The organism is Monashia sp. HAY1-11D, from assembly GCF_056868035.1.
Genome location: NZ_CP200320.1, coordinates 1,814,789 through 1,829,835, shown reverse-complemented (window position 1 = coordinate 1,829,835; position 15,047 = coordinate 1,814,789). Strand labels below are relative to the sequence as shown.

The 15,047-nt window shown below is 72.9% G+C and carries 16 protein-coding genes; 5 read left to right on the top strand and 11 right to left on the bottom strand.

Going from position 1 to position 15,047, the window contains the following annotated elements; all coding sequences use genetic code 11:
• Positions 1-62: 62 nt before the first annotated feature.
• Complete coding sequence (locus AC1VM9_RS08405) at positions 63-1,661, top strand: hypothetical protein (protein WP_483122302.1); 1,599 nt, start codon at positions 63-65, stop codon at positions 1,659-1,661.
• 40 nt (positions 1,662-1,701) lie between these two features.
• Here the strand turns inward: AC1VM9_RS08405 and AC1VM9_RS08400 are convergent, their stop codons facing one another.
• The 4 genes from AC1VM9_RS08400 to AC1VM9_RS08385 form a co-directional block, all read right to left on the bottom strand.
• A complete protein-coding gene (locus AC1VM9_RS08400) occupies positions 1,702-2,604 on the bottom strand; it encodes a carbohydrate ABC transporter permease (protein WP_481346876.1) in 903 nt (300 codons plus the stop codon).
• Positions 2,601-3,620: a carbohydrate ABC transporter permease gene (locus tag AC1VM9_RS08395; protein ID WP_481346874.1), complete on the bottom strand. Its 1,020-nt coding sequence runs from the start codon at positions 3,618-3,620 to the stop codon at positions 2,601-2,603. The genes AC1VM9_RS08400 and AC1VM9_RS08395 overlap by 4 nt, the downstream gene beginning before the upstream one ends.
• A gap of 14 nt (positions 3,621-3,634) precedes the next feature.
• Positions 3,635-4,897, bottom strand: a complete 1,263-nt coding sequence (locus AC1VM9_RS08390; protein ID WP_481346873.1) for an extracellular solute-binding protein — start codon at positions 4,895-4,897, stop codon at positions 3,635-3,637.
• 171 nt (positions 4,898-5,068) lie between these two features.
• Positions 5,069-5,872, bottom strand: coding sequence for a DeoR/GlpR family DNA-binding transcription regulator (locus AC1VM9_RS08385; protein WP_481342917.1), 804 nt, complete (start codon positions 5,870-5,872; stop codon positions 5,069-5,071).
• A gap of 131 nt (positions 5,873-6,003) precedes the next feature.
• Here AC1VM9_RS08385 and AC1VM9_RS08380 point away from each other — a divergent pair, with 131 nt between their 5' ends.
• Entirely contained in the window at positions 6,004-6,903 is a 900-nt protein-coding gene (locus AC1VM9_RS08380) for an SIS domain-containing protein (RefSeq protein ID WP_481342916.1), read from the top strand.
• Between the two features lie 207 nt (positions 6,904-7,110).
• Here AC1VM9_RS08380 and AC1VM9_RS08375 read toward each other — a convergent pair whose 3' ends face one another.
• The 3 genes from AC1VM9_RS08375 to AC1VM9_RS08365 are packed head-to-tail and all read right to left on the bottom strand — an operon-like array spanning position 7,111 to position 9,793.
• The gene (locus AC1VM9_RS08375; RefSeq protein WP_481347370.1) at positions 7,111-7,944 is read right to left on the bottom strand and encodes a class II fructose-bisphosphate aldolase; all 834 of its coding nucleotides are present in this window, start codon (positions 7,942-7,944) and stop codon (positions 7,111-7,113) included.
• Complete coding sequence (locus AC1VM9_RS08370) at positions 7,941-8,888, bottom strand: 1-phosphofructokinase family hexose kinase (RefSeq protein WP_481347371.1); 948 nt, start codon at positions 8,886-8,888, stop codon at positions 7,941-7,943. Before AC1VM9_RS08370 ends, AC1VM9_RS08375 begins: the two co-directional genes overlap by 4 nt.
• Positions 8,885-9,793 (bottom strand): ROK family protein, encoded by a 909-nt coding sequence (locus AC1VM9_RS08365; RefSeq protein ID WP_481347372.1) that lies wholly within the window; start codon positions 9,791-9,793, stop codon positions 8,885-8,887. The genes AC1VM9_RS08370 and AC1VM9_RS08365 overlap by 4 nt, the downstream gene beginning before the upstream one ends.
• Before the next feature lie 239 nt (positions 9,794-10,032).
• On the opposite strand from AC1VM9_RS08365, the gene AC1VM9_RS08360 reads away from it, so the two are divergent.
• A complete protein-coding gene (locus tag AC1VM9_RS08360) occupies positions 10,033-10,440 on the top strand; it encodes a VOC family protein (protein ID WP_481347373.1) in 408 nt (135 codons plus the stop codon).
• 144 nt (positions 10,441-10,584) lie between these two features.
• Here AC1VM9_RS08360 and AC1VM9_RS08355 read toward each other — a convergent pair whose 3' ends face one another.
• The gene (locus AC1VM9_RS08355; protein WP_481347374.1) at positions 10,585-11,466 is read right to left on the bottom strand and encodes a MerR family transcriptional regulator; all 882 of its coding nucleotides are present in this window, start codon (positions 11,464-11,466) and stop codon (positions 10,585-10,587) included.
• A 37-nt stretch (positions 11,467-11,503) separates the two neighbouring features.
• On the opposite strand from AC1VM9_RS08355, the gene AC1VM9_RS08350 reads away from it, so the two are divergent.
• A complete protein-coding gene (locus AC1VM9_RS08350) occupies positions 11,504-11,995 on the top strand; it encodes a DUF6194 family protein (protein WP_483122299.1) in 492 nt (163 codons plus the stop codon).
• Here AC1VM9_RS08350 and AC1VM9_RS08345 read toward each other — a convergent pair.
• On the bottom strand, positions 11,992-12,339 hold the full coding sequence (locus tag AC1VM9_RS08345) for an MmcQ/YjbR family DNA-binding protein (RefSeq protein WP_483122297.1): 348 nt from the start codon (positions 12,337-12,339) through the stop codon (positions 11,992-11,994). The two genes, AC1VM9_RS08350 and AC1VM9_RS08345, sit on opposite strands and share 4 nt — an antisense overlap.
• A gap of 140 nt (positions 12,340-12,479) precedes the next feature.
• On the opposite strand from AC1VM9_RS08345, the gene AC1VM9_RS08340 reads away from it, so the two are divergent.
• The gene (locus AC1VM9_RS08340; RefSeq protein WP_483122296.1) at positions 12,480-13,397 is read left to right on the top strand and encodes a hypothetical protein; all 918 of its coding nucleotides are present in this window, start codon (positions 12,480-12,482) and stop codon (positions 13,395-13,397) included.
• Here the strand turns inward: AC1VM9_RS08340 and AC1VM9_RS08335 are convergent.
• Both AC1VM9_RS08335 and AC1VM9_RS08330 read right to left on the bottom strand, forming a co-directional pair.
• A complete protein-coding gene (locus AC1VM9_RS08335) occupies positions 13,379-13,912 on the bottom strand; it encodes a GNAT family N-acetyltransferase (protein ID WP_481347023.1) in 534 nt (177 codons plus the stop codon). The genes AC1VM9_RS08340 and AC1VM9_RS08335 overlap by 19 nt on opposite strands.
• 182 nt (positions 13,913-14,094) lie before the next feature.
• Positions 14,095-14,958 carry a CPBP family intramembrane glutamic endopeptidase gene (locus AC1VM9_RS08330; protein WP_481343095.1) on the bottom strand — a complete coding sequence of 288 codons (864 nt, stop codon included), beginning with the start codon at positions 14,956-14,958 and terminating at the stop codon, positions 14,095-14,097.
• Between the last annotated feature and the right edge of the window lie 89 nt (positions 14,959-15,047).

The following is a 15,047-nucleotide window of genomic DNA, read 5'->3' as shown; positions in this document are numbered from 1 at the left end:
TCGTCGAGAGGTCACGGGCGCGACCGCCCGCGCCCCACTGCCCCCGACGGACGTACCCGACGATGACCTCCCAGACCTTTGCCCCGGACGCGACACCCGAGGCCCCTGCGGCCGCCGCAGCCCCCGAAGTCCCTGACGTCCCGGAGGCGCCGGAGGTCCCGGAGCCCCCTGCAGCGCAGCGAGCCGACAGAGCCCTCGCGAGTCCCCCGACCGCCGTTCGTCGGGGCCGGCGCGTCCCCCGCGCCCTCCTCGTGCCCGCGGTCGTCAGCGTCGCGCTCGTCCTGACCGAGGGCCTCAGCCAGGCGGTCACCCCGTTCATCCGCAAGGACGACTGGCCCTTCCTCGTCCCCGCCGGCACGACGGGCGTCCCCTCGGCCTCGGCCCATGAGCTCACCGAGGGGCGCTGGCTCAACACCGTCTGGTGGCACCTCGTCGGCCAGTACGGCACGCCCACCACGGCGTCGCTCACCTACGTCGCCGGCTACGCGGTCCTCGTCGCCGGCCTCTGGCGCATCCTGCACCGGGCGGGCATCCGGCCCACGCCCGTCGTCGACGCGCTCCTCGGGCTGGCCGTCTTCGCCTCGGCCGTCTGGACGCAGCTGGTCTACTGGCCGGGCACGCTGACGCCGTCCGTCCTCGTCGCGGCGGCCGGTGCCTGGACGCTGCCGTGGGCGGCCCGCTCTCGCGTCGGGCTCGGCGCGTGGCTGCTCCTCGTGGAGGTCGCGGCCGTGCTGTCGTACCCACCGGTCGGGGCCGTGCTCCTCCTGCTGGCCGTCGTGCTGCTGCGCCAGGCGCCGTGGCGCGGCGTCCTCGCGCTCCTCGCCGGCTGGGTCGCGGCCTTCGCCCTCGCGGTGGGGGTCGTGTACACGCTCAACTGGTTCGCGTTCGGCCACTTCGGGCTCCAGGTCGCCGCGTGGCGCCACCCCGACCCGCTCACCTCGCTGCAGGCGCTCCACATCAACGCGTCGCGCTGGGCGGAGGCGACCGTCGCGCTCTGGGCGCCGCAGTGGTGGGCCGCCGCCGCCGGCACCGTCGCCGTCGTGCTCGGCTGGCGCGACCCGGCCGTCCGGCCACGGCTGGCGCGTCTGCTCGTCGGGCTGGCCGTCGTCGCGACGATGGACGCCGCCCAGACGCTCCTGACCGGCATCGTCACCGAGGCCCGGGGCCAGCTGTGGACGTGGCTCGTCGCGCTGCTGCCCGTGGCCCTGCTGCTCGACGGTCGGCGGGTCCTCCACGTCGGGCTGCCCCGGGGACGCTGGTTGCCCGTCGACCGCGTCGCCACCGCGGCGCTCGCCGTCCTCGCCGTGGGCGGGGTGCAGGCGTGGCGCACCGACGTCGGGGAGCACCAGGCCACCCGCGCGCAGTACGCCGCCATCGCCGACACCGCGACCCGCGTCCGGACCGACGGCACGCGCCCGACGGTCGTCGTCTACCAGGACCCGTCGCAGCACTCGACCCGCGCGGGCGCGATCATGGCCGGCACGCTGCGGATGGCGGTGCGCCAGGCCCAGGACGGCCGCCTCCCGGCGTGGTGCACGCCGGTCGAGTGCCGCGAGATCGGGGCCCGGGCGTCGCAGGGCCCCGTCGTCGACCTCGGACGCGTCGGGAGCCTTCCCGACGTCGTCGGCGTCGTCGTGCCGGTCCCGCCCGGCTGGATCTGAGCGGGACCGGGCCGACGACGTCCGTTCGACGACGTGCCGGCTACTTGACGCTGCCCGCCGTCAGGCCGCCGACGAGGTGCTTCTCGATGACCGCGAAGAGGATGACGACGGGCACCACGGCTATGACCGACGCGGCGAACAGCTGGTCCCAGTGCTGCTCGTAGCCGGTGATGTAAGCCCGCATGCCGACCGTCAGCGGCTTGCGGTCGTCGTCGATCATCAGGGTCAGCGCGACGACGTACTCGTTCCACGCGGCGATGAACGTGAAGATCGTCGCCGTGACGAGCCCGGGCAGCGTCAGCGGCAGCATGACGCGGCGCAGCACCGCCCACCGGTTCGCGCCGTCGAGCGCGGCGGCCTCCTCGACCTCGAGCGGGATCGAGGCGAAGAAGCCGTGCAGGATCCAGATCGCGAAGGCGAGGTTGAACGCGGCGTTCGTGATGATGAGCGCCCCGTACGTGTTGATCATGTTGAGCTCGAAGAACTGCCGGTAGAGGCCGACGACGAGCGAAGTGGGCGCGAACATCTGCGTCACGAGGACGAGCAGCAGGAACGCCCCACGGCCGGGGAACCGGTGCCGGGCCGTCATGAACGCCGCCGGGATCGCCACGAGGATGACGATGACCGTCGAGCCGCTCGCGACAATGAGCGAGGTCTTGAGCCAGTTGAGGAACCGGTCGTCCCCGAGCACCTGGGCGTAGGTGTCCCACTGCCACACCCGAGGCAGGAACGACGGCGGCGTGCTCTTGACGTCGGTGCTCGTGCGCAGCGAGTCCAGCACCATGACGAGGTACGGCGCGAGGAAGACGAGGGCGACGAGCGCGCCCCCGACCGCCATGCCGGCGCGCTTGCGGCGCTTGGGATCCCGCGGGGTGGGCTGCGAACCGCCTTGCGACGCCGGGGTTCCCGCGACAGGAGCCGCGGGCACGGTGGTGGCCGTCATCGGCTCGTCTCCTCTCGCCAGTTGATGATCTTCAGGTACACGGCCACGACGACGAGGATGAGCAGGACGTTGAAGATGCCCGCCGCGGCCGACATGCCCACGTCCTTCTCCTGGCTCTTGAAGGCCAGCTTGTACATGAACGTGATCGTCGTGTCGTGGAGGTAGCCCGGGTTGCGGTCGTTGAGCGTGTAGATGATGGGGAAGCTGTTGAACACGTAGATGACGTTGAGCACCGTCGCGATCATCAGCGCCGGGCGCAGCAGCGGCAGGGTGATGTTCCAGTACCGCTGCCACGGGCTGGCCCCGTCGACCGTCGCCGCCTCGAGCACGTCGTCGGGCACCGCGCCGAGTCCGGCGATGAAGACGAAAATGGTGAACGGCATCGACACGAAGACGCCGACGACGACCATCGAGAACATCGTCCAGCTGTCGTCGCCGAGGAAGTCGATCGGCTGTCCGATGAGGTGCAGCGAGAGCAGGACGTGGTTGATGATCCCGTAGTTGTAGTCGTAGAGCAGGACGAACAGCTGGCTCGTGATGATGAGCGAGGCCGCCCACGGGATGATGATCGCCCAGCGCACGAAGCGTCGGCCCGGGAACTGCTTCACGAGGAACTGCGCGAGGGCCAGGCTCAGCACGATGGTCACCGCGACGACCGACACGACCCAGATGACGGTGTTGGTCAGCACCGTGCCGAGGTCGGCGTGCTGGAGCACCTTGGCGTAGTTGTTCCACCCGGCGTCGCCCTTGCGCAGGCCGGTGATCGAGTACTCGCCCTGCGAGGCCTGGAAGAGCTTGATCGCCGGGTAGAGCACGACGCCGAGGATGAGCACGAGCGCCGGCAGCAGCCAGAGCAGCGCGACGAGGGGGTGGACCTGGCCGATGCGGCCGGCGCGGGGACGACGCCGGCGGCGGGCCGCGTCCGCACCCCCGGACGCGGCCGGCGCGGAGGGGGAGCCGGCGCCGGACCCCGCCGACAGGGCGGGGTCCGGCGTCGACGTGGTGGGGGAGGTCATGCGAGGCGCGCCCCTCAGCCGCCGTTTTCGGCGGTCTTCTGCAGGTCGTCGAGGACGGCCTTCGGGTCGCCGCTCATCGCCTTGCCGAGGTTCTGCTGGACGGCGAGCTTGACCTTGTCCCACGTCGGGTCGTCGGTCGGCGTCAGGCGGGCGTTGGGCAGGGTGTCGAGGTAGACCTTGAGCTTCTCGTCACCGGAGAACTGCTGCACGCCGCTCTTCGTGACGGGCAGGAACCCCTCGGCCTTGATGAAGGTGTTGACCTGGTCGGGCTGGTAGTACAGCTCGTAGAAGGCCTTGACGGCGTTCTGGTTGCCCGGCTTCTTGAACGCCATGAGGTAGTCCGTGACGCCGAAGGTCTTGCTCTCCGAGCCGTCGTTGGTCGGGAACGGCGCCACGCCGTAGTCGACCTTGGCGTCCTTGTCGAGGTCGGCCGCGAGCGGGCTGAAGCCGATGACCATGCCGGCCTTGCCGGACTTGAAGAGGTCGAACGCGTCGGCGCGGTTGGTGCGGGCCGGGTTGTTCTGGGTGACCTTCTCGTCGGCGAGCTTCTTGAGGAACGTCAGCGTCTGGACGTTCTTGTCCGAGTTGATCGTCCACTTGCCGTCGGTCTTCCAGTCCCCGCCGTTGTTGAACAGCCACATCGAGAACTCGCCCTGGGCCTCCTCGGGACCGAGCGGCAGCGCGTACCCGACGTTGCCGGTGGCGGCGATCTTCTTGGCGTCGGCCTCGAGCTCGTCCCACGTCTTCGGCGGCTCGTTGATGCCGGCCTGCTTGAAGAGCGTCTTGTTGTAGAAGAACGCGCGGGCGCTGCTGAGGTCGGGGAAGCCGTAGAACTTGCCGTCGTACGTGCCGTACTTGACGAACGTGTCGAGGATGTCGCTCTTGGTGGCGGCCGGCAGGACCTCGTCGGAGCTGTAGAGCAGGCCGTCCTTGGCGTAGCTGGCGTACGCGTTGAGGTTGAGGATGTCGGGGGCCTGGTTGTTCTGGATCATCGTCGAGGACTGCTGGTCGATGTTGTCCCAGCTGACGACCTGGACCTCGAGCGTGTAGCCCGTCTTCTCCTTGTACGTCTTGGCGAAGGCGTCCCAGAAGGCCTTCGTGTGGTCCTTGGAGTACTCCGCCGCGACGAGCTTGATCGTCTTGGTCTCCTGCCCACCGCCACTGCCCCCGGTGCCGCCGCCGGCCGAGCCGGCGCCGGTGCCCCCGCCGCACGCGCCGAGGGCGAGGCCTGCGATGGCCAGACCCGCGACGACCACAGTCTTCTTCGTCGAGCTCATGTCTCTCCTTGGTCCGGGCCGGGTCACGGGGTCCGATGTCGGACCACCCGGCCACCCTCTCCTCGAGGTGTCGAACAATTTAGGCGCGCAAGTGTGCAGTTGGCAAGAGCGAAACTGACTACATGCGCAATCATTCGATCACAATCGAGCATCCCAGGGAGATGCCTGCGCCTAGACCTCGTGGACGTCGACGCCCGCCTCGCGGAGTGCGTCGACCTCCGCCCGGTCAGCGCCCACGGTAGTGACGAGGTGGTCGATGCGCTCGGCAGGACAGATCGAGGCGAAGGTGCGCACCCCGAGCTTGTCGCCCGTGGCGACGCAGATGACGCGCTTGCTGCGCTCGATCATCGCGCGCACGATCGCCGCCTCCTCCTCGTGCCGGCACGTCGCGCCCTCGCGCGCGGACAGGCCGTTGACCCCGACGATGGCGACGTCGAGCCACAGCTGGCCGAGGACGAGCTGGGCGAGCGGTCCGGTCACTTCGTAGGACTCCGGACGCGCGACGCCGCCGAGCGAGACGCACTGCACGTGCGGGCGCAGCACCGCCTCGGACGCGATGTTGAGCGCGTTGGTCACGATGGTGACCTCACCGTCGGCGTCGACGAGGTCGTCGCGGGCCGTGATCGCTCGGGCGGTGGCCGTCGTCGTCGTACCACCGTTGAGGCCGACGACCTGGCCGGCCCCGACGAGCGCGGCCGCGGCCTCGGCGACGCGGGCGCGGTCGTCGTCGGCGCGGGTGCTCCGGTAGCGGTACGGCAGCTCGTAGGCGACGCTCGTCGCGACGACGCCGCCGTGGTTGCGCGCGACGAGCTGGCGCTTGGCCAGCTCGGAGAAGTCGCGGCGGATCGTCGCCTCGCTGACCCCGAGCAGCTCGGCGGCCTCGCCGACGCCCAGGCGACCGGCCGTGGCAAGACGGTCGAGCATGATCGACCAACGGCTGGCACGGTTGCGGGCGAGGTCGTTCTCTTCGGTCACGCGCTGACGATACCGCGCAGATCGTGCAATGGACATGACCATCTTTGCGCGATTACGCTTCGTTTCGAGCAGACACAATCAGATGTGGCCGCGTGCTCGGTGCGCGGCTCGCCCGACCCGACGGAGCGCCCATGCCGCAGACCACGCACCTCGCCCGCGAGATCGCCACCCAGCCCGACGACTGGGCCCGCGTCGTCTCCCGCCTCGACGCGGTGGCCCACCACCTGCCGCAGCCCGGCGAACGCGTCGCCACCATCGGCTGCGGCACGTCGTGGTTCATGGGCCAGGCCTTCGCCGCCCGCCGCGAGGAGCTGGGCCAGGGCCCGACCGACGCGTACGCGGCCTCCGAGCACCGCCTGTCCCGCGGCTACGACCGCGTCGTCATCATCAGCCGCTCCGGCACGACGACGGAGGTCGTGGAGGTGATCGAGGCGCTGCGCGCCGAGGGCACGCCGCACGTGTCGATCGTGGCGACCCCCGAGACGCCGGTGGCCGACCGCTCCGAGGCGACGATCCTGCTCGACGACGTCGACGAGCAGTCGGTCGTGCAGACGCGGTTCGCGACGACGACCCTCGCCCTGTTGCGCGCCTCGCTGGGGGAGAACCTCGGCGAGGCCATCGCCCAAGCCCGTGCCGTGCTCGCCGAGGACGCCGCCGACGCCGTGGGCGCCCTCGCGCTCACCGAGCAGGTGACCTTCCTCGGCCGTGGCTGGACCAACGGGATCGCCAACGAGGCTGCCCTCAAGCTGCGCGAGTCGGCCCAGTTCTGGTCCGAGTCCTACCCGGCCATGGAGTACCGCCACGGTCCGGTCAGCATCGCCGCCCCCGGGCGCGCCGTGTGGGCCTTCGGTGACGTGCCCGCCGGCCTGGCCGAGGAGGTCCGCGGCACGGGGGCCCACTTCGAGCACCGCGACGTCGACGCACTCGCCGACCTCGTCCGCCTGCACCGCCTGTGCCTGGCCAAGGCCGACGCCGCCGGCCTCGACCCCGACGCACCGCGGAACCTCACCCGCAGCATCGTCCTCTCCTGACCCTCGGCGGCCGGGCGTTTCGCGCGCTTCTGAACGGAGCGCGCGAAACTCGGCCGAGGCGCGGGAAGTTTCGCGCGCGCGAGCCCAGGTTCGCGCGCCGGAACCACCCGCGGCCCCTCCCGGTCCGCGTTTGGCGCGCCGCAACGACCCGCGTCCGCGCCCCCGTCACCGTTTCGCGCGCTTCTGACCGAAGCGCGCGAAACGGGCTCAGCGGAGGGCGAGGAGGTTGAGGAGTCGGGCGGCCTCGTCGGTGACGGCGGCGCGTGCGGCGCCCAGGTAGACACGGGTGTCGACGCTCCCGGTCGCCTCGAGGCGCTCGGTCATCGCGCAGGTGAACACCTGGTTGAGGTGCGTCGCGATGTTGACCTTGGTCATCCCGGCCCTGACCGCAGCGACCAGACCGTCGTCCGGCACGCCCGATGAGCCGTGGAGCACCAACGGCACGGGCACCGAGTCCCGCAGGGCTGCAACGAGATCCGTGTCGAGCCGAGCCGTCCGGTCGGTCATCGCGTGCGAGCTGCCGACGGCCACCGCGAGCGCGTCGACGCCGGTGTCGGCGACGAACCGGGCCGCGTCTGCCGGGTCGGTGCGCACCCCGGGCGCGTGGACGCCGTCCTTGCCGCCGACCTCGCCGAGCTCGGCCTCGACGCCGATGCCGGCGGCGTGGCACAGCGCGACGACGCGGGCCGTCTCGGCGCGGTTGGCGTCGTCGGGCAGCCGGGAGCCGTCGTACATCACCGACGTCAGGCCGAGCCGGACCGCCTCCTCGACGAGGCTCGTGTCTTCCGCATGGTCGAGGTGCACGACGACCGGCTGGGCGCACGCATCCGCGATCGCGAGCGTCGCGCGGGCGATCGGTCCGAGGGAGCCGTGGTAGCGCACGCAGTTCTCCGAGATCTGCATGACGACGGGGAGCCCGACCCGCTCGGCGGCCGTGGCGTACGCCTCGGCGTGCTCGAGCTGGATGACGTTGAAGGCCGCGACGGCGCGCCCCTCGGCACGGGCGTCCGCGAGGACGCTCGTGAGGTCGCTGCGGCTCATGCGCGGCTCTCCTCGATCTCGACGGACTGGGTCAGGCGGTCGACGTCGTCGGGGTCGACGAGGCCGGCGACGGGCTGGAGGACGGCGGCGGCCGACCAGGCCACGGCGCGGCACAGGACGTCGGCCCAGGCCTCTGCAGCCGCCGGCAGCCCCGACGCGTCGCGCAGGTCCACGGCGAGAGCGGCGGTCATCGCGTCGCCGGCGCCGGTCGGGTTGCCGCTCAAGGGCTCCCGCAGGCGCGCGTGCAGCGCCACGGCGCCGGTGACGAGGTCGAGGCCAGCCGCACCGTCGGTGACGACCGCCGCGCCGGCTCCCTCGTCGGCGAGCATGCGGGCCATCTCTCGCGCGTCCGCCTCGACGCCCAGCCCGAGGGCGGACGCGGCCTCGGTGCGGTTGACCTTGACGAGGGTCGGGCGCGCCGCCAGCGCGGCGGTCAGGGCGGCGCCGCCGCAGTCGACGACCGTGTGGAGGCCACGACGGCGTGCCTCGGTGACGAAGCGGGCCACGAGGTCCTCGGGCGCCCCGGCGGGAAGGCTGCCCGATACGGCGAGCACCTCGGCCTGCCCGGCGAGCGCCGCCAGTGCCTCGGCGACGTGCGTCCAGACGGACGCCGGCTGCTCGTGGCCGGCCTCGTTGAAGAGCGTGGTCCGTGCATCTCCTTCGACCACGGCGATGGACCGTCTTGTCGCAGAGGGGGACTCGATGAGTCGGTGGCTGATGCCGCGGGCCGTGAGGTCGGCCGCCCAGGCGGCCAGCTCGGCCGTTCCGACGGGTGCCACGGCGACGGCGTGCTCGCCGAGGGTGGTGAGCACCGAGGCGACGTTGACGCCCTTGCCCCCGGCGCGCTCGGTGACGTCGTGGACGCGGTGTGACTCGCCGAGGTGCACCGCGTCGACGCCGTAGGTGACGTCGGCCGCCGGGTTCGGGGTGAGGGTGAGGATCATCGGCCGACGAGGTCGAGGGCGATCGTGGCGGCACCGAGGGACCCGGCCCGGTCCCCGAGTGCTGCGGCCTCGACGGCGACGTCCGTGCGACCGCCGAGCCGAAGCGTCAGGGCGGTGCGGAGCGGACCGAGGAGGCTCTCCCCGGCGCGGACCAGTCCACCTCCGACGAGCACGAGCTCCGAGCCGACCGCCGCCACGACCGGCGCGACCATGATGGCCAGCGCGTCGACGGCCTCCTGCCAGACGCGTCGCGCCTGCGGTTCGCCGGCCTCGGCACGGCGGGCCACCTCGGCGGCGTCCCCGACCAGGCCGGTGGCCTCGGACCAGCGGCGGCCGATGGCACCGGCGCTCGAGAGAGCCTCGAGGCAGCCGTGCTGGCCGCAGCCGCAGAGCGGGCCGCCGGGCTGCACGACGATGTGCCCGATCTCGCCGGTCCACGGGCCACCCGTGACGAGCCGGCCACGGCACAGGATGGCACTGGCCAGCCCGGTGCCGAGCGGGAGGAACAGGACGTTGTCGGCCTCGCGCGCCGCCCCGAGCCGGTGCTCGGCGAGGAGCCCGGCACGCACGTCGTGTCCGATGGCGACGGGCACCTCGACGTGCGCGGCGACGGCCGCCTGCAGGTCGAGGTCGCGCCAACCGAGGTTGGCCGACCAGACGCCGAGCCCGGCCGCCTCGTCGACGAGACCGGGCACCGCCACGCCCACGGCGAGCAGCTCCACCTCGGCACCGGCGTCCGCCCGCAGCTGCACGAGGGTCTTGGCCGCCAGCTCGCCCAGCCGGTCGCCGACACTCTCGGGGGTCGGGACGACGGATTCGGTGAGGACCTCACCGTCGGGGGTCACGAGGACCGACTTGGTCCGCGTGCCGCCGACGTCGATGCCGACCGCTGCCTCTCGCTTCACGGTGCGCAGTCTATGAGCAATAGTGCGCGAAAAGGTAGTCGGTCGATCACATTCGCACACGCGGCGGCGCACGCTGCGTCACCGGGTCCCAACGATGCCACCTCGAGCCGGTGCATGCCCGCCCGGCTGCCATCGCGGTTGAGAGCGCTCGCCCGACGAGCTTCGGCGCTGCCGGGAGCAGCCAGGGCGGGTGGGGAACCCGCTTGCCCCGCAGCGCGACACGGTCGGACGCTGACACCATGACGATGCACATCCACAACGTGACCTTCGACTGCGCCGATGCGCGCGGCCTCGCGGCATTCTGGTCCGAGCTGCTCGGCTGGAACGTCTACTACGACGACGACCCCGAGGTCGTCGTCGCGCCGGCGTACCCCAACCACGGCCTCGGTCTGTTGTTCATCCCGGTGCCCGAGGGCAAGACGGCCAAGAACCGCGTCCACCTCGACCTCGCCCCCCACGAGGGCACTCGGGACGGGTGGGTCGAGCGCGCGCTCGTCCTCGGGGCCACGGTCGTCGGCGACCACCGGACGGCGGAGGGCCCCGGCTGGGTGACCATGGCCGACCCCGAGGGCCACGAGTTCTGCGTCGAGCGCAGCCCCGCCGAGATGGGGCCCAGTCGTCCCCGGGCCTTCCGCCTCACCACCTGACCACCTCACCACCTGACCACCTCACCACCTGTCCACCTCGCCACCCGAGGCCAGACGCCGGACCACCTGGGGCGGCCACATGACGTGGCCGGGTGGGGGCGGGGGCCCTCCGGTCGTGCCTTCGGCGGCGCCGTGGGGCTTTCGTCAGTGGCCCGGCTCGCGTGTCTCGTCACCGAGGAGTCGGACGACGTCGGCGCCGGCCGCGACGAGGGCGAGCGTCCGTCGGGCGATGCCGTCGAGGTGCCGCTGGAGCGCGGCATCCGGGTCGAGTCGGGCCGTGACCGGCCGACCCCCGCCGCCGGCACCGCCGGATGCCTCGTCGAGCTCCGTCGCCGGGCCCGCCTGCGGCTCCACGTCCGGTTCCAGCTCGGCTCCGGCGAGGCGACGCAGCGACGCCACGACCGCCCGGACCGCCGGGACCGGGTGCCCCGCCGACCGCAGGGCGGCGGCGACGCGCGCCTCGCGGACCGCCGCCGGTGGGTAGCGGCGGCCGCGGACCGGGCCCGATCCCACGCGTTCGGGCGCGACGAGCCCCTCCCGTTCCCAGAAGCGCAGCGTCGACGCCCGCACGCCGAGGGCCTGGGCGAGCTGGGTGATGGTCAGGGCGTCATCGGGCAGGTCGGTGTCCCCGCTCTCAGCCCGGACGAGCGTCAGGGCGCGTTGGGCCGCGAGTGCCTCCTCCCGCTGGCGCGCCAGGCCGACGTGCAGGGCGCTGATGCGGGCCACCGCCTCGTCGAGCGGGAGTGTCCGCACCTCGGCCAGCACCCGGCGCGCCACCACGGGGCCGACCGCCTCGGCGAGCCGCCGGTAGGCCTGCAGGGCCACGACGTGGTCGGTGCGGAACAGCCTGTACCCGTTGGGTGCTCGTTCCGCCGGCGGCAGGACTCCGAGCCCCTCGAGGACCCGCACCTGTTGGGCCGAGTAGCCGGACGCGTCCGCGACCGCGCGCGTCGACAACGGGGTCGACACCGGCGTCGAGGGCGGCCCCGGCATCCGAGCATCGGGACTCGGAACTCGCTCGCTCACGAACCCTCCACAAGCACTTCAAGATGACACTTCACCCATGAGTATGAACGAGATCCTCGACGTGGTCAGGTCGCTCGACGGCGTGCTCGTGCTGTCGCCCGGGCCGGGCAGCGCGTTCCCCGAGATCGCCTGGGGTGACCACTTCATCTACTACGCACCGGACGGCCGGCTCCCGGCCACCCAGCCCTTCGCGACGATCGTCACCAAGGACTACCCCGACGACGCGACGTCACGCCTCGACCCACCGGACCGGTGGCGCCTCAACGTGCACGTCGGCGCGCGGGTGTTCGAACGCCTCGTGGGCCAGAGCCCCCGGGCCTTCGGTGAGCGCCCCGCGGAGGCCCGAGCGGCCGCCGACCACGCCGCCGCGGACCTCGTCCTGCCGCACCCCGTGTACGGTTCGCTCGGCTGGGTCGCCGTCGTGACGCCCGGGACCCGGACGACCGAGCTCGTCCTCCGCCTCCTCCGCGACGCCCACGCGGACGCCCGCCGCCGCGCCCTGCGCCGCGGCCGGGACACGGGAGCCTAGCCCTCGGCGCTGTACGCGAGCGCGACGGTCTTCGGCACGACGAACCGCCAGGCGTCGATGACGATCTCGCGCATCCGGTCGACGTCGAGGGCCTCGAGGCGCACCTCGACCCAGTTGAAGCGGAGGTCGCTGCGGCGGGGCATGAGGAACACGTCGGGCTCGCTGGCGACGAGCACGTCACGCTCGTCGCGCGGGAACGCGAAGCCCATCTGCGTCTCGTCGGCGGAGAAGGCGAGCCACACGATGCGTCCGACGCGGAACTTGACGCGGTCGCGCACGAGCACCTCGTACGACCTCGGCAGCTGCTCCGCGACGGCTCTCACGTCGTCGATCGTCACCGGCACGCCATCCACCCTCCCACGGCCGTGTGGGGTCTCGACAGGCACCCGGCCCGCACGTACCGTGATCGCGTCGCGACCCCGACGGCTGTCCGGGCGGGCTGAAACGTCGACTCCCCACCGCCACGGTCCCCAGGAGCGACGCCATGACGTCCGACAGCCCACCCACACCCCATGCCGCAGCCGCCACCACCGCGGACGCGGCCCCACCGCACGCCGCCGGGTGTGACGATCCCTCGGCCCCGATGCGGGAGCGCCTCCTGGCCTTCCTCGACCGACTCGGCGCCGTCCTCGCGGCGCGCGGTGACGCGCTGGCGCTGCTCTGCCTCGGGTCGGTCGGTCGCGACCTGCAACGCATCGACGAGCACTCCGACGCCGACTTCTTCGTCGTCGTCGACGACGAGGCGGCCCGCGACCGGTACCTCGCGGGCATCGACTGGCTGGAGGCGGCGCAGCCGGTCGTGTGGTCGTTCGAGAACAGCGACGCCGGCCGCAAGGCCCTGCTCGCCGACGGGCTCTTCGCCGAGTACGCCGTCTTCCCGCTCGCCGCGATGGACACCGCGGGCTACCCGCCGGGCCGCCTGCACTGGAGCCGGGTCGACGCGCCGGCCGGCCTCGACGTGCCCAGGGTGCCGGTGCCGCAGCCGCCCTGTCTCGACCACGAGGTCGGCGAGGCGGTGAGCAACCTCTACGTGGGCCTGCACCGCGACCTGCGCGGCGAGCGCCTCACGGCCACCCGCTTCATCCAGGGCCACGCCGTCGACCGCTGGGTCACCGTCCTCGACCACCTCGGCCTCTGCACCGGTCCACGCCAGGACGCCTTCGCCGTGGACCGCGGGGTCGAGCGGCGCTTCGGCCCGGACGTCCTGCCGCTCGCGGACCTGCTGCCCGGCTACGAGCGCAACGCCGATGCGGCCGAGACGCTGCTCGACCTGCTCGAGCGGCACGTCGACCTGGACCCGTCGATCGTGACGGCGGTCCGCGGCCTCGTCGCCCAGGTGCGCGCCGACCGGGCGGGCGCCGCCCGGTCGGGCACAGCGCGGGGTCAGAGCTCGAGCGCGTAGACGAGCAGGTGCACGTCGCCGATCGGGTTCCAGTCGCGCTCCGGCACGCGGACGAACCCGAACCGTTCGTACATCCGGTGCGCGGCGTGCATCACCGGCTGGGTCGACAGCACGACCCGACGCCTCCCGAGAGCCCGCGAGCGGTCGATGCACTCGCGCACGAGGGCGGTGCCGACGCCTCGGCCGCGGCCCTCCGGGGCCACCGCCAGCATCCGGAACTCCGCCTCGTCGGGCCCGGCGATGTCGGCGTACCGGCCCTGGGACCCGACGAAGGTCACCCCTCCGAGGACGGTGCCGCCGGGGTCGACGGCGACGAGCACCTCGGCGTGCTCGGCGCGCGAGGCGACGTCCCGCAGCAGCTCGAGGTACGGGTCCTCGGCGCCGAAGTCGAGCAGGCCGTCGTCGAGGTAGGCCGCGGCGGTGAGGTCACCGAGCCGGGCGAAGTCCTCGGACCGGGCCGCACGCAGCGTGAAGGACATGTCCGGAGTATGCGTCGTGCGACGGACGCGCCGCACCCGGGTCTCGCGCGCCGGCCGCCGTCGAGCGGGTGCTCGGTGGCGTCAGGAGTGCGCGGTTCCCCGAGAGGGGCGCCGTGCACGGCGCACTCGTGGGGCAAGGGCGCACTCCTGCGGGGGACGCGCCTCGCTGGGACCGCCGGGCACGGACCGCCGCACGGGGACCGCCAGGTGGGGTCGCGTCAGGCGGCGAGTCGCCAGGCGAGGACGCCGAAGAGCACGCCGAGCGAGTTGGTGGCCCAGTGCATGCCGACGCTGGCCAGGACGCTGCCGCTGCGGCGGCGCAGCTCGCCGGCGACGACGCCGCCGAAGGCCGTGAAGAGGACCGTGCCGACGACCACCGCCGCCTTGGCCCAGGGCCCGAAGGCCGCGAACGCCTCGCCGACGGCGGCGTTGCCGGTGGCCGAGGCGGCAGCCGGCAGCACGTGCCAGAGCCCGAAGAGCATCGAGGAGCCGAGGAGCACCTGCCACATCCGCGCGTGCCGCGACAGCATGCCCCAGAGCACCGACCGGAAGGCGACCTCCTCGAGCAGCACCGTGCCGAGCGGGATCATGACGAACGCCGTGAGCAGGGCCGACGCCGGCGGCAGGTGGTAGCGCGCGTCGAGGAAGGCGGTGCGGGTCGAGGGCAGGAGCACCCCGACGAGGTACACGAGGCCGACGACGCCGATCACGCCGAGGCCCCAGCGGAGGCCGCGGGCGTGCGTGCGGCGGGCGAGGCCGAGCTGGTGCCAGGTCAGACCCTGCCAGCGGGCGAACGCGATGAGCGCGACGGCACCGACCGGGCCGAGCCACATGGTGTCCCAGCCGAGCAGGTGGTTGGCGAGGTTGACGCCGACGAGGGCGAAGACGACGCTCACCGTGGCCGCGAGGCGGACGCGTCGACCCCGGGCGATGAGGCGCAGGCGGCGGGCGCGGACCCACTCGTGCGTCTCGTGGTGGCGGTGCCGTTCGCGCGCCGGCTGGCTGCCGCCCGAACGGGGCAGCGCGACGGCGCCGGCGCTCGGTGCGTCGACGGCGTGCAGGTGCGCGGTCGGGCTGGTCATCCCGTCGAGGATGACATGCCTTCCTGTACGCCGCACGGCCGTCTCGCCAGGGAGGTGGCCCGTGTCACACGACGCCGGCGTCGCGCGCC

Coding starts and splice junctions, on each gene's coding strand:
- AC1VM9_RS08330 (WP_481343095.1), bottom strand. CDS start 14,958: ATGACCAGCCCGACCGCGCACCTGCACGCCGTCGACGCACCGAGCGCC.
- AC1VM9_RS08400 (WP_481346876.1), bottom strand. CDS start 2,604: ATGACGGCCACCACCGTGCCCGCGGCTCCTGTCGCGGGAACCCCGGCG.
- AC1VM9_RS08340 (WP_483122296.1), top strand. CDS start 12,480: ATGACGTCCGACAGCCCACCCACACCCCATGCCGCAGCCGCCACCACC.
- AC1VM9_RS08350 (WP_483122299.1), top strand. CDS start 11,504: ATGAGTATGAACGAGATCCTCGACGTGGTCAGGTCGCTCGACGGCGTG.
- AC1VM9_RS08375 (WP_481347370.1), bottom strand. CDS start 7,944: ATGAGCCGCAGCGACCTCACGAGCGTCCTCGCGGACGCCCGTGCCGAG.
- AC1VM9_RS08370 (WP_481347371.1), bottom strand. CDS start 8,888: ATGATCCTCACCCTCACCCCGAACCCGGCGGCCGACGTCACCTACGGC.
- AC1VM9_RS08395 (WP_481346874.1), bottom strand. CDS start 3,620: ATGACCTCCCCCACCACGTCGACGCCGGACCCCGCCCTGTCGGCGGGG.
- AC1VM9_RS08360 (WP_481347373.1), top strand. CDS start 10,033: ATGACGATGCACATCCACAACGTGACCTTCGACTGCGCCGATGCGCGC.
- AC1VM9_RS08390 (WP_481346873.1), bottom strand. CDS start 4,897: ATGAGCTCGACGAAGAAGACTGTGGTCGTCGCGGGTCTGGCCATCGCA.
- AC1VM9_RS08380 (WP_481342916.1), top strand. CDS start 6,004: ATGCCGCAGACCACGCACCTCGCCCGCGAGATCGCCACCCAGCCCGAC.
- AC1VM9_RS08405 (WP_483122302.1), top strand. CDS start 63: ATGACCTCCCAGACCTTTGCCCCGGACGCGACACCCGAGGCCCCTGCG.